The 13295-nt window shown below is 71.2% G+C and carries 12 protein-coding genes and 1 pseudogene; 7 read left to right on the top strand and 6 right to left on the bottom strand.

Annotated elements, in window-relative coordinates; all coding sequences use genetic code 11:
• Positions 1-275 precede the first annotated feature (275 nt).
• The 5 genes from HUX53_RS21570 to HUX53_RS21550 form a co-directional block, all read right to left on the bottom strand.
• A complete protein-coding gene (locus HUX53_RS21570; protein WP_176405030.1) occupies positions 276-2402 on the bottom strand; it encodes an MMPL family transporter in 2127 nt (708 codons plus the stop codon).
• 497 nt (positions 2403-2899) lie between these two features.
• Positions 2900-3262 carry an FmdB family zinc ribbon protein gene (locus HUX53_RS21565; protein WP_176405029.1) on the bottom strand — a complete coding sequence of 121 codons (363 nt, stop codon included), beginning with the start codon at positions 3260-3262 and terminating at the stop codon, positions 2900-2902.
• A gap of 159 nt (positions 3263-3421) precedes the next feature.
• Entirely contained in the window at positions 3422-4906 is a 1485-nt protein-coding gene (locus tag HUX53_RS21560; protein WP_176405028.1) for a potassium/proton antiporter, read from the bottom strand.
• Positions 4907-5009: 103 nt separating this feature from the next.
• The gene (locus tag HUX53_RS21555) at positions 5010-5999 is read right to left on the bottom strand and encodes an NAD(P)-dependent oxidoreductase (RefSeq protein ID WP_176405027.1); all 990 of its coding nucleotides are present in this window, start codon (positions 5997-5999) and stop codon (positions 5010-5012) included.
• Positions 6000-6178: 179 nt separating this feature from the next.
• Complete coding sequence (locus HUX53_RS21550) at positions 6179-6760, bottom strand: 5-formyltetrahydrofolate cyclo-ligase (RefSeq protein WP_176405026.1); 582 nt, start codon at positions 6758-6760, stop codon at positions 6179-6181.
• A 33-nt stretch (positions 6761-6793) separates the two neighbouring features.
• On the opposite strand from HUX53_RS21550, the gene galU reads away from it, so the two are divergent.
• From galU to HUX53_RS21530, 4 genes are all read left to right on the top strand, one after another.
• Positions 6794-7708, top strand: coding sequence for a UTP--glucose-1-phosphate uridylyltransferase GalU (gene galU / locus HUX53_RS21545; RefSeq protein WP_176405025.1), 915 nt, complete (start codon positions 6794-6796; stop codon positions 7706-7708).
• Positions 7709-7780: 72 nt separating this feature from the next.
• Positions 7781-8989 (top strand): gephyrin-like molybdotransferase Glp, encoded by a 1209-nt coding sequence (gene glp / locus HUX53_RS21540; RefSeq protein WP_176405024.1) that lies wholly within the window; start codon positions 7781-7783, stop codon positions 8987-8989.
• Positions 8986-9453: a cyclic pyranopterin monophosphate synthase MoaC gene (gene moaC / locus HUX53_RS21535; RefSeq protein ID WP_176405023.1), complete on the top strand. Its 468-nt coding sequence runs from the start codon at positions 8986-8988 to the stop codon at positions 9451-9453. The genes glp and moaC overlap by 4 nt, the downstream gene beginning before the upstream one ends.
• Before the next feature lie 8 nt (positions 9454-9461).
• The gene (locus HUX53_RS21530) at positions 9462-9929 is read left to right on the top strand and encodes a molybdenum cofactor biosynthesis protein B (protein WP_176405032.1); all 468 of its coding nucleotides are present in this window, start codon (positions 9462-9464) and stop codon (positions 9927-9929) included.
• 15 nt (positions 9930-9944) lie between these two features.
• Here HUX53_RS21530 and HUX53_RS21525 read toward each other — a convergent pair whose 3' ends face one another.
• A complete protein-coding gene (locus tag HUX53_RS21525) occupies positions 9945-10778 on the bottom strand; it encodes a DeoR/GlpR family DNA-binding transcription regulator (protein ID WP_217919719.1) in 834 nt (277 codons plus the stop codon).
• 94 nt (positions 10779-10872) lie between these two features.
• On the opposite strand from HUX53_RS21525, the gene nagA reads away from it, so the two are divergent.
• From nagA to HUX53_RS21510, 3 genes and pseudogenes are all read left to right on the top strand, one after another.
• The gene (gene nagA, locus HUX53_RS21520) at positions 10873-12030 is read left to right on the top strand and encodes an N-acetylglucosamine-6-phosphate deacetylase (protein WP_176405022.1); all 1158 of its coding nucleotides are present in this window, start codon (positions 10873-10875) and stop codon (positions 12028-12030) included.
• 36 nt (positions 12031-12066) lie between these two features.
• Entirely contained in the window at positions 12067-12696 is a 630-nt protein-coding gene (locus HUX53_RS21515; protein WP_176405021.1) for a GNAT family N-acetyltransferase, read from the top strand.
• 215 nt (positions 12697-12911) lie between these two features.
• Positions 12912-13295, top strand: a pseudogene (locus tag HUX53_RS21510) (hypothetical protein); the annotation flags it as partial.

Raw genomic sequence — 13295 nt, 5'->3', positions numbered from 1 at the left:
CCAGCTCGCCGACTGCTATGGGGTCGCTGGGCGGGCCGTACGGGGTGTCGACCTGGACTTCCTCGATGTCGTTGAGGAACGAGTAGAACCCCGAGCCGCCGATGCCCCCGATCTCGGCGGCCGGCTGGGAACCGGAAGTTGGCATGCCGCCGACATTAGCCAGCCCCCGGTCACCGGCGTCACACCGTCCGCCGATTGTGGATAACCCGAAGAAGGGGCCCGGCCGCGGCCGAGCCCCTTCCCTTCCCCGTCCCGGCCGGAGCCGGGCGTTTCGGTCAGCCGACCGGGTCCAGGACCTTCGGCTCGGCGGCCGGCTCCTTCCCGGCGAGGCGGCCCGGCGCCCAGATCCGGCGTCCGATGTCGTGCGACAGGGCCGGGAGCAGCAGGGACCGGACGACGAGCGTGTCCAGCAGGACGCCGAACGCGACCACGAAGCCCATCTCGACCATGCCCACCAGCGGCAGCGTGACCATGGACGCGAACGTGGCCGCCAGCACCAGCCCGGCCGAGGTGATCACGCCGCCGGTCACGGTCAGCCCGCGCTGGATGCCGCGGCGGGTGCCGAGGGCCTGCGACTCCTCCCGGACGCGGTGCATCAGGAAGATGTTGTAGTCGACCCCCAGCGCGACCAGGAAGATGAACGCCAGCAGCGGGAAGCCGGCGTCGGTGCCCTCGAACCCGAAGCCGTGCGTGAAGATGACCGCGCAGGCCCCGAGGGACGCCAGGAACGACAGCACCACGGTGCCGATCATCAGCAGCGGCGCGACGACGGCCCGCAGCAGCGCGATGAGGATCAGGAACACCACGCCAAGCACGATCGGGATGATCACCTTGTTGTCGCGGGTGGAGGCGCGCTTGATGTCCAGGGACGTCGCGGTCGTGCCGCCGACCTTCGCGTCCGCGGACGGGACGTCGTGCACGGCGGCGCGCAGCCGGTCGATGGTCGTGCGGGCGGCCGCGCTGTCGGCCGGGTCCTTCAGCACCGCCTCATACTTGACCAAACCGTTCACGGTGGCTGGCTGGCTCAGATCTGCGATGCCGGACGTCCCGCGCACGGCCCGGGCGATCTGGTCGGACGCCGAGGCCTGGCCGATGATGACGGCGGGAGAACCTGATCCGGCCGCGAAGTGGCGGGCGACGACCGCGGAGCCCTTCACGGAGTCGGGTGTGCCGGTGAACTGTCCCGCGTCCGACAGGCCGTCCGCTTTGAGCGACCCCAGCCCCAGTGTGAGGACGACCAAGCCCAGCATGGTGGCGGCCCAGAGCGCGCGCGGGCGCCTGCCCACCAGACCGGCGATGCGGCTCCACACGCTGTGCTCGGCCTCGTACGCCTCCGGCTTGAGGTACTTCTCGTCGAACCGTGGGACGAGCGGCCAGAACAGCCAGCGGCCGAAGATGACGAGGAGGGCCGGCAGCAGGGTCGTCATGGCGGCGAGGGCCGTGACGACCCCGGCGGCGGCCACCGGGCCAAGACCGGAGGTGGAGTTCATGTCGGCGAGCAGCAGGCACAGCAGGCCGGCCGCGACCGTGGCGGCGGAAGCGATGATGGCGGGCGCCGCGCGGCGCAGCGCGAACGCCATGGCCTCGTGCCGGTCCTCGTGGCGGTGGAGCTCCTCCCGGTAGCGGGCGACGAGCAGCAAGGCGTAGTCGGTCGCGACCCCGAAAACAAGGACGGTCAGGATTCCCGCGCTTTGCCCGTTAACGGTGAGGTCCGCGTACTTGGCGAGCAGATACACCGTCGACTGGGCCAACCCCAGGGCGAAGACGGCGCTGAGCACGGGGACGAACCACAAGATGGGGCTGCGGTAGATGAAGAGCAGCAGGACGATGACGACAAGGCCCGCGGCCATCAGCAGGAACCCGTCGAGGCTCTGGAAGACCTCGAACATGTCGGCGCCACTGCCGGCGGGTCCGGTGACGTGTGCGGTCAGTCCGGGAGGTCCGCGCTGGACGAGGTCACGCGCGTCGTCGATGGCCCCGGTGATGTCCTCGTCCGTCAGCGGCACGAGCGTCTGCAGGGCTTTGCCGTCCTTGGACGGGAACGGCCCCTGCACCTTCTGTGCTCCGCGGAGGTTCTGCAACGCGGAGACGTCCGACGTGGCCTTGGCGCGGTCCGCCGCGGTGATCCCGCTGGAACGCTCGTAGACGATGACGGCGGGCATCGTCTCGTCCTTGCGGAACTGCTCCTCCAGCTCGACCACCTGGGTGGACTCCGCGCCGGCGGGCAGCCAGGCCGCCGCGTCGTTCTCCTCGACGTCGCCGAGCTTGCCGGCGAGCGGGCCGAGGGCCATCAGCAGGACGATCCAGACGGCGAGGACGGCCCATTTGCTGCGCCGTCCGGCGACGAGCCCGGCCAGCCGGCGGGTCGGTGGTCGGGGCGGAGCCGGGCTTGGTGCGCTCATGATCCTCTCCTAGGGCAATCGAGATATGTCGCGTTCGCCGCATAGTCTCTCGATTCCCGAGAGGATGTCAAGTACTATCGCGACTTTCGCGGCGGCGCGGGGAGACCGGGCCGGAGCGGCCGGACTCCATCGCCTCAATCGTCGCCAGGAGGGACGCGCCCGCGCGTCCAGCGTGAGAAGTGAACGCGGATACGCCGTCCGGGGCAGGAGAGGACCGCGGACTACCCCTTGAGATGTAGTCCGCGTCCAGGCATGCCAAAAGCCGGAGGATCCGCTGGCGGGATCCCCCGGTGGCTATATCGGAGGTCAGGCGCCATCACGCACGGACGAGTTGTCCGGTGGCCGTGGGGAGGTTTGAGGCGGTCAGGCGGCATCGCGCCACGGCCTGCGTGGGACGAGGTATCCGGTGACCGTAGGCCGGTTTTGGGAGCGCAGGCGGCCTGGCGCCACGGCTGTGCGGACGAGGTGTCCGACGGCCGTGGGGAGGGCTTAGGCGGTCAGGCGACCTTGTCCGGCGAGGACGACTTGCTGGACGACGAGTCGCCGCCGGAGGACGACGACGAGGACGAGCCGGCGGAGGACGACGAACCCGAGTCGCCGCCCGAGGAGCCCGACGAATCGCCGGACGAACCGTTCGACGAGCCGTTGGACGATGCGCCTGCGGTCGAGGACGACTTGCCGGAGCCGCGGCTGTCGGTGCGGTAGAAGCCCGACCCCTTGAAGATGATCCCCGCCGCGGAGAAGACCTTGCGGAGCTTGCCGCTGCACGCCGGGCATTCGGTCAGCGCGTCGTCGCTGAACTTCTGCACGACCTCCAGAGGCTCGCCGCACTCGGTGCAAACGTATTGATACGTCGGCACGGTTCCTCCTAGCTGACTCAGCCCGGCGGAGTCCGGACTGGCACTCACTCTGAACGACTGCTAATGGTACCCAGGTGTGGAACACGATTCGCCCCCGGCCTGTTCCCTGACCGGTCAGCGAACAGGCCGGGAAGGTCAGGGGACAGGCCGAGAGGGTCGTCAGGCGCCGGTCTCGCCGAACCAGCCGGCCAGCCGGCCCTTGCGGCTGACCGCGCGCAGCCGCCGCTCGGCGGCCTCCCGCACGGTGTCGGTGGTCACGACCAGGAGGGTGTCGCCCGCCTGGAGGGGCGTGGTGGGCTCGGGGACGAAGCTCGTCCCGTCCCGCACGACGAGGGTGACGGACGCGCCGGGCGGCAGCCGCAGCTCGAAGATCTCCACGCCGCTCAGCATCGAGTCGCCCGGGATGCGGACCTCCAGCAGGTCGGCGTGCAGCTCCTCCAGCGGCGCCGCCTCCACGTCCACCTCGCGGGCCTGCTCGTCGCTCTTCAGCCGGCACCAGCGCGCGACCAGCGGCAGCGTCGGGCCCTGGAGCAGGGTGAACAGGACGACGATGTTGAAGACGATCGCGAAGAGCCGGTCGGCGCTCGGGACCTCCGCGACCATCGGGATGGTGGCGAGGACGATCGGCACGGCGCCGCGCAGCCCGGCCCAGGACGTGAAGATCTTCTCGCCCCACGTCAGCTTGAACCCGACCGTGGACAGCACGACCGATACCGGACGGGCGATGAGCAGCAGCACGAACCCGATGATCAGCGCGGGCATGATCTGGGCGGGGAGGTCGCCGGGATCGGCGAGCAGCCCGAGCATCACGAACAGCCCGATCTGCGCGAGCCAGCCGACGCCTTCGGCGAAGCCGCGGGTGGCGGGACGGTGCGGAAGCCGCGCGTTGCCGAGGACGACCGCGCTGAGGTAGACGGCCAGGAACCCGCTCGCGTGCAGCAGGGAGGCGGCGCCGTAGGACGCGACGGCCAGCGACAGCACCGCGATGGGGTAGAGGCCGGAGGCGGGCAGCGCGATGCGGCGCAGGCCCTGCGCGCCGAGCCAGCCGATCGCGATGCCGATGACGGCGCCGGCGGCCAGTTCGTACACCATCACGCCGAACAGTTCGGCCAGGTTGGGTGCGGTGTTGTGGGCGCTGAGCGTGATCACGATGATGACGACGGGGGCGTCGTTCATGCCGGACTCGCCCTCAAGGAGGCCCATCAGCCGTGCGGGCAGGGGAAGCCGCCGCAGTACCGAGAACACGGCCGCCGCGTCGGTCGGTGCGAGCACCGCGCCGAGGAGGAACGCGGGGCGCCAGTCCAGGCCGATGAGCCACATGGAGGCCAGCGCCACCACGCCGATGCTGATCAAGGTGCCGATGAAGGACACGCTGATCGCGACGGGCACCGACGGCCGCATGCGCCGCCAGTCGGTGGTGATGCCGCCTTCGGCGAGGATCAGGACGAGGGCGGCGAAGCCGAGCGTTTCGGCCAGCTCGGCGTCGTCGAAGTGGATGTGGAGGGGGCCGGACTCGCCGATGAACAGGCCGAGGGCCATGTACGCCAGCAGGGTCGGGAGTCCCGCCTTGTGGGACAGCCTGACCGCGATGATGGCGCAGAGTACGAGCGTGGCCCCGAGGAGTAGCCAGATGTCGAGATGCACATCCCACCCTTCGGGGTCGTCAAAATTGAATGTTGAGGAATCCTACAGATTCACCGGCCGATCGCGCATTTCAAGTTGAGGGACGCCATGTCGGGAACGGCCGCTATCGCCGTATGACCTGCGGTTTTACCCCGTTCACGATGTTCCGCACGTCCCGTCCCTGAACGGCCGCAGTGACGTTGTCGCGCACCGCCGCGATCAGGTTCTGCTGCGACTGGACGGTCGATCCCGCCGCGTGCGGCGACAGCAGGACGTTCTCCTGGGACCGCAGCGGATGGCCCGGCGGCAACGGTTCACGGTCGTAGACGTCGAGGGCGGCGCCCGCCAGGCTTCCGGAGTCCAGGGCGCCGAGGACGGCGTCGTCGGGCGCGATGCCGCCGCGCGCCACGTTGATCAGCAGCGCGTTGGGGGGCAGAAGGGCGAGGCGTTCCGGGCCGATCATGCCCCTGGTCTCGTCCGTCAGCGGCAGGGCGAGGACGAGGATGTCGGACGTGGCGATCAGGTCGTCCAGCTCCCGGTACGTCGCCGCCGCCTCGGGGCGCCGCCGCCTCGTCCAGTAGGAGACCGCGCAGCCCAGCGCCGCGAACAGCCGCGCCGTCTCGGCGCCGATCGACCCGAACCCGACGATGCCGACCCGCTGCGTGTGGACCTCCCGCGGATTGCGGACGGCCAGCTCCGCCTGCGGCCACCCGCCCGCGCGGACGCCCCGGTCGCCCCAGGCCAGGTTCCGGCACAGCGCGAACGCCGCCCCGAGCACCCACTCGGCGACCCCGCGCGCGTTGAATCCCGCCGCGTTCGCCACCGGGACGTCCGCGGCGGTCAGCGCGGCGAGGTCGAGGCGGTCGACGCCGACCGCGGGCATCTGGACGAACGCGAGCCGCCGCGCGGCCGCCACGGCCTCGGCGTCCAGCACGAAGCCGCGCGAGAAGTCGGCGATCACGATGTCGGCGGACGGCAGCGCGGCGAGGAGGGCGGCCCGGTCCCGGCGCTCCGGGAACGTCACCTCGGCGGCGTCGCCGAGCGGCTCGAACATGCCGCGGACGACCTCGCGTCCGACCGGGGGCAGGGACAGGATCCGCCACGGCGCCGTCATCTCGAACCTCCTGAAGGGCCTTCGTCCACCCGCGTCCCCGGCTACGCGATCTTGCCCCTCACTCTATGAGCCCCGGATCCACACAGCTCAGCCCAGCCGGACCAGGCGTCTCGGCCCAGCTGGACCAGGCGTCTCGGCCCAGCTGGACCAGGCGTCTCGGCCCTGCCGGACCAGGTCCTTCAGCTCAGCCGGATCGGGCCCCCGGACGGCGTGGCGGCGGCGCGGACGCGTTGGTCGTGGGGTTCGGCCGGCAGCGTGTCCACCAGCTCGCCGTCGTACAGCAGCGCGATCGTCAGGATCGCCGGGCCGACGCGGGCCAGCGCCCGGTCGTAGGAGCCGCCGCCGCGGCCGAGGCGCACGCCCGTCCGGTCGACGGCGACCGCAGGGGTCAGGACGACGTCCGCGCTGGCGATGGCGCCCGGGCCGCGCGGCGGCTCGGACGGCTCCAGGCATCCGCGCGCCCCCGGCACGAGCGAGTCGGGGCCCTCGTAGGACGCCCAGTCGAGGTCGCCGTCCGGCAGCAGGCGGGGGAGCAGCACGTACGCTCCGCGCTTCCAGAGGGCGAACAGGAGGCTGCGGGTGTCCGGCTCGTCGCCGATCGAGGCGTATGCCGCGATCGTCCCCGCCATCTCCACTTCCGGTACGGACAGCAGCGCGTCCCGGATCGGCCGCGCCGCGCCCGAACGGGCCTCCGGCGGCATCGCCGCACGCCGTCCGAGCATTTCCGCCCGGAGATCGGTCTTCGAAACGATGTCGTGCACGCTGTCGTCCTCACGGATGGCTAGGGTCGGTACATGGCCGACATTGCACCTGTGCTCAAGGCGGTCGTCCCAGCGGCCGGCCTCGGTACCCGATTCTTGCCCGCCACCAAGGCGACTCCCAAGGAAATGCTGCCCATCGTCGACAAACCGGCGATCCAGTACGTCGTCGAGGAGGCGGTCGACGCCGGCCTCAGCGACGTCCTGATGATCACCGGGCGCAGCAAGCGGTCCATCGAGGACCACTTCGACCGAGCCTACGAGCTCGAGGAGGCGCTGCGCGCGAAGGGCGACGACGAGCGGCTGGAGGCCGTGCACGAGTCCAGCGACCTCGCGATCATGCACTACGTGCGGCAGGGCGAGCCGAAGGGCCTCGGGCACGCCGTGCACTGCGCCCGCCAGCACGTCGGCCACGAGCCGTTCGCGGTGCTGCTCGGCGACGACATGATCGACGCCCGCGACAAGCTGCTGCGCCGCATGATCGAGGTGCGGAACCAGTACGGCGGCAGCGTGATCGCGCTGATGGAGGTCGAGCCCGACCAGGTCTCCGCGTACGGGTGCGCGGCCATCGAGGCGACGGACGAGGACGACGTCGTCCGCATCTCCGACCTGGTCGAGAAGCCCGCCGCCGAGGAGGCGCCGAGCAACTGGATCATCATCGGCCGGTACGTCTGCGACCCCGCGGTGTTCGACGTCCTGGAGAAGACCCCGCCCGGGCGCGGCGGCGAGATCCAGCTGACCGACGCGCTGCGCACCCTCGCCGACACGCCCGCCGACCAGGGCGGCGGCGTCTACGGCGTGAAGTTCCGGGGCCGCCGCTACGACACCGGCAACAAGCTGGAGTACCTGCGGACGGTCGTCCAGTTCGCGGCGGAACGTCCCGACCTGGCGCCGGAGTTCATCCCGTGGCTCCGCGAGTTCGTCCAGCGGCAGGACGGCGCCGGAGACTGACGGCCGTGCCGGCTCTGACGGCGTGGGGGACGCGGGCGGCGCGTGCCGACCCGCCAGACTGGGAGCGTGGTCATGAGAACGGTCGATGAGCATCTGACGGAGATCCTCGGCAGCGTGAAGGTGCTGCCGCCGCTCGACCTGGCGCTGCTGGAGGCGCAGGGCACGGTGCTCGCCGAGCCCGTGTCCGCGCCGGTGCCGCTGCCGCCGTTCGACAACTCCGCGATGGACGGCTACGCCGTGGTCGCGGCCGACATCGCGGCGGCCGCCGACGCGACCCCGGTCACGCTGCCCGTCGTCGGCGACATCGTCGCGGGCGACTCCGGCGTCTCGGCGATCCGGTCCGGGCTGACCGCGCGGATCATGACGGGCGCGCCGCTGCCCGCCGGCGCCGACGCGGTCATCCCGGTCGAGTGGACGGACGGTGGGAACGCCAACGTGCGCGTCTTCCGCGCGGCCCCGCCGGGCAACTACATCCGCCGGTCCGGCGAGGACGTCCTCGCCGGACAGGTCGTAGCGGAGGCCGGGACGCGGCTCACCGCACCCCAGCTCGGCATGATCGCGGCGGTGGGACGGCCCCGGGTGACGGTGCGTCCGAAACCCCGCGTGGTGGTCGTGGCCACGGGCGACGAACTGCGCGAGCCCGGCGCCACGCTGGCTCCGGGCCAGATCTGGGAGTCGAACAGCTTCATGCTCACCGCCGCCGTGGTCGAGGCGGGCGGAGTGGGCTTCCGGCAGGCGACGGTGGAGGACGAGCCCGGCAAGGTCTTGGAAATGCTCCACGATCAGCTAGTTAGGGCGGATGCCATCGTCACCACTGGCGGCGTTTCCATGGGCACCAGGGACGTCGTCAAGGAAGTGCTGACGGGCACGGGGACAGTAGGTTTCCACAAGGTGCGGATGCGTCCCGGTAAGCCGCAGGGGTTCGGCCTCCTTGAAGGCATTCCCGTGTTCACACTCCCTGGCAACCCCGTAAGCGCGTACGTGTCGTTCCAGGTTTTCGTCCGTCCCGCGCTGCTCGCCATGCAGGGGCTGGCACCGGAGCCATTGCCGACCGTAAGCGCCGTCCTAGCGGAGGACGTCAAGTCTCCGGCCGGGCTTCGGCACTACCTGCGCGGCAAACTCTCCTTCAACCGAGGCTCCTACAGCGTCACTGCGGCCGAGGTGCAGGGCTCACACCAGCTCGGCTCCCTTTCCTCCGCGAACGCGCTGATCGAACTGTCGGAGGACGTCGAGACCATGCCGGCCGGATCCCACGTCAACGTTCTGAGGTTGCCGTCTTGACCGAGTTCACCCACCTGGACGACACGGGATCGGCCCGCATGGTCGACGTGTCGTCGAAGGACGTCTCCGCCCGCACGGCGACGGCAACGGGCTTCGTCCGCCTCTCGCCCGACTGCGTCGCCCTGCTGCGCGCGGGCGACATCCCGAAGGGCGACGCCCTCTCCGTGGCCCGCATCGCCGGGATCATGGGGGCCAAACGCGTCCCCGACCTCGTCCCCCTGTGCCACCCCATCGCACTGCACGGCGTCACGGTCGACCTGGAAATCCAGGACGACGGCGTCGCGATCACGGCCGTCACCCGCACCGCCGACCGTACCGGCGTCGAGATGGAGGCGCTCACCTCCGTCAGCGTCGCCGCGCTCGCCCTGGTCGACATGGTGAAGGCCGTCGACCCCGCCGCCGTGATCACCGACGTCCGGGTCGAGGAGAAGACCGGCGGCAAGACGGGGGTGTGGCGCCGTTGATCAGGGCGATGGCGGTCACGGTCTCGAACCGGGCAGCGGCGGGCGTCTACGCGGACAAATCCGGCCCCGTCCTGGTCGAGCTGCTGGAAGACCTCGGCTGCCAGGTGGACGGCCCGGTGGTGATCCCCGACGGCGACCCGGTCGCCGGGACACTGCGGGACGCGGTCGCCGACGGATACGACGTCGTCGTGACGACCGGCGGGACGGGCCTGACCCCGACCGACCAGACCCCGGAGATGACCCGCCGCGTCCTCGAATGGGAGATCCCGGGCATAGCGGAGGCCATCCGCCTGGAGGGCCGCGAGAAGGTGCCCACCGCCATCCTCTCCCGCGGCCTCGCCGGCGTAGCGGGCCGCACCCTGATCATCAACCTGCCCGGCTCCACCGGCGGCGTCCGCGACGGCATGACCGTCCTGGCCCGCATCCTGGCCCACGCGGTAGACCAGATAAGCGGCGGCGACCACCCCCGCCCTTAACCCAGTGAACCGGGGCTAGGACTGGATTACGCGGACGCCGGCCTCGGTGAAGGCGGCCACCTCCGCCTCCGGCACCGTCCCGTCCGTGACCAGGATGTCGATGTCGCCGACGTCGCATATGCGGGCGAAAGCCCGATGCCCGACCTTTGACCCGTCCGCCACCACGACGACCTGGTCGGCACGCTCGGCCATCAGCCGGTTCACATCCGCTTCGCCCTCGTTGTGGCAAGTCGCGCCGTGCCGTGCGTCCACCCCGTTCACCCCGATGATCGCCACGTCCAGCGTCACGTGGTCGAAGATCCCCGTCGCGAGCGGCCCGGTCAGCTCGTAGGACTGCGGCCGCGGCACCCCGCCCGTCAGGACGATCTTCACGTGCGGCCGGACGGCCAGCTCGTTCCCGATGTTCAGCGCGTTCGTCACGATCGTCAGCGCCGGCGTCGCCCCCTCGGCGTGCAGGTCGGCGCGCGTGGCGAGGACCCGGGCGACCTCGGACGTCGTCGTCCCGCCGTTCAGCCCGATGATCGACCCCGGCTTGGCCAGCTCGGCGGTCGCCGTCGCTATCCGCTGCTTCTCGGACGCGTGCCGCGCCGCCTTGTAGCGCAGCGGCAGGTCGTAGCTGACGCTCTGCGCGACGGCGCCGCCGCGGGTGCGGGTCAGCATCTGCTGCTGCGCGAGCTGGTCGAAGTCGCGGCGGATCGTCGCGGCCGACACCCCCATGCGCAGGGACGCGTCCTCGACCGTCAGCCTGCCCGCGTCCGCGAGCAGTCCGAGCAGCGCGTTCCAGCGCTCGTGCCGGGTCACACCGGCCCCCTTTCGTACGGGCGAGGGAGTGTCCGGGGCGAAGGTCATCCGAGGATTCTAGCCTGCACGCCCCTGGCCTTACCTGCGCATTCAGGTCGTGGAACAATCAGCAACGATCATATGCGCGCATCGAGAGGATTCCATGCCGAACCCGGACGAGACGCCCGCTCCCGGGACGATCCTCACCAACGCCCGAATCGTGCTGCCGGACGGCGTCCGCCCCGGGAACCTCCACATAGCCGACGGCAAGATCACGACCGCCGCGGCCGGAGACGAGATCGACCTCGCTGGACGCTACGTCGTCCCCGGCTTCGTCGACATGCACGTCCACGGCGGAGCGGGCGCGTCCTACCAGCGTCCCGAACAGGCCTGCGGCGCCGCGGCCTTCCACCTGGCCCACGGCACGACCACCACGATCGCCAGCCTCGTCACCGGCACACCGCAGGAACTCGCCGACGCCGTCACCGGCCTGGCGGACCTCGCCGCCGACGGCATGATCGCCGGCATCCACCTCGAAGGCCCCTACCTCTCCCACGACCGCTGCGGCGCCCACGACCCGGCGCTGCTGCGCGCCCCCGACCTCGCCGAGTTCCAAGGGCTCGTCCGGCTCGGACGCGGGCACCTCCGCATGATCACGATCGCGCCCGAACTGCCGGGCGCCCTCGACCTCGTCCGGCAGGCCGCCGACGCCGGCGTCATCCCCGCCGTCGGCCACACCGAGGCGTCCGGCGACACCGCCCGCGCCGCGTTCGACGCGGGCGCCCGCGTCGCGACGCACCTGTTCAACGCCATGCGCCCGCTGCACCACCGCGAGGGCGGGCCGATCGCCGCCGCGCTGAACGACCCCCGCGTCACCGTCGAACTGATCAACGACGGCGTCCACGTGGAGCCCGCCGTCGCCCGCCTCGCCTTCGCCGCCGCCGGCTCCCGCGTCGCCCTGATCACCGACGCGATGGCCGCCGCCGGGATGGGCGACGGCGACTACCGCCTCGGCGTCATGGACGTCGAGGTCCGCGACGGCCGCGCCGCCCTCGCCGGCGGGACGTCCATCGCCGGCAGCACGATCACGATGGCGGACGCCTTCCGCCGCGCCGTCACCGACCTCGGCCTCCCCATCGAGGACGCCGCCCGCGCCGCCTCCCTCACCCCGGCACGCGCCCTCGGGATCGACGCCCGCGTCGGCTCCCTCGAACCCGGCAAGGACGCCGACCTGGCCGTCCTGGACGACGACCTCCGCGTCACCCACGTCATGAAACAGGGCGCGGTCGTCCCGCGTGCCCGAATTCTCGGCGACAATTGATAGCGTCCAGACGTCCGACCAGGGAATCATGGAACCGTGGAACGTTTACGGGGATGGCCGGTCACGCTGACCGAGGGTCCCGTCGGGCTGCGCCCCCTGCGGCATCGCGACGCCGCCGTATGGCGTGAACTGCGGGTACGCAACGCCGACTGGCTCCGCCCCTGGGAGCCCACCAACCCCGAGACGCCGCTGTTCCGCAGCGGCCTCGGACCGTACCTCAGCATGGTGCACACCATGCGCCGCGAAGCCCGCCAGGGTCTCGCGCTGCCCTGGGTCGTCACCCACGAGGACGACTTCGCCGGTCAGCTCACCATCGGCGCGATCGTCTGGGGTTCCGCCCGCTCCGCGCAGATCGGCTACTGGGTCGACAAACGGGTCGCCGGACGCGGCGTCATTCCCACCGCCGTCGCGCTCGCCGTCGACCACTGTTTCTTCACCGTCGGCCTGCACCGGCTCGAAGCCAATATCCGTCCGGAGAACACCGCGAGCCGCCGCGTCGTCGAAAAGCTCGGATTCCGGGAAGAGGGAATTCGCCGCCGCCACCTGCACATCGACGGCGCCTGGCGCGACCACATCTGCTACGCCCTCACCGTCGAGGACGTGCCCGGTGGCCTGCGCGCACGCTGGCTCGCCGACCGCAAACAGGCATTTCCCCGCCGGACATGAGCCGGCCGTGACTTTCCCTCCGTAAGAATCCTGCGATCGAGAAGGCCCGGCAAACGGAGAGTAACGGCGAGATCGATCTCGCGACACACCGCCCCTTATGCTCGTCAACCTCTGACACCCCCTCGTACCGTGCGGGGCGTGACCCTGCTCCCATTGCACGTTCGCGCGCCGAAAGTCGGCCCGCCTGTTAAGCGTGCCCTGGGACGGTGGGGCCGGTGAGCAGCGCAGTCCTGTACCTCGCCATCGTCGCCGTCTGGGCGATCGTCCTCGTCCCGATGTGGCTGCGCCGCGACACCGAGACGACCGGAATCTCCCGTCTCCTCCACAAGCGTCCCGAAGAGGACGACGAGGAGCTCCCCGACGAGGTCCCGGAGCCCCGGCCTCGCCGCCGGGTGACCCGCGCCACCGTCATCGCCCGGCGCCGCCGCCGCACCTCGGGCCTGACCGCCCTCGTCCTCACCGCCATCGCCGTCGTCGCGTCCGGCGTCGCGCCCTGGTGGATCGCCATGCCCCCGGCCGCCCTGCTGGCCGGCCACCTGGCGCTGCTCCGCGTCGCCGTCGGCATGGACACCGCCCGCCGCCACGCCGCCGCCCAGGCC

It is taken from the genome of Actinomadura sp. BRA 177 (assembly GCF_013372625.1).
In the GTDB taxonomy this organism is placed as follows: domain Bacteria; phylum Actinomycetota; class Actinomycetes; order Streptosporangiales; family Streptosporangiaceae; genus Spirillospora.
The sequence above is the reverse complement of the archived record's forward strand: the minus strand, read 5'-3'. Positions and strand labels throughout refer to the sequence as shown.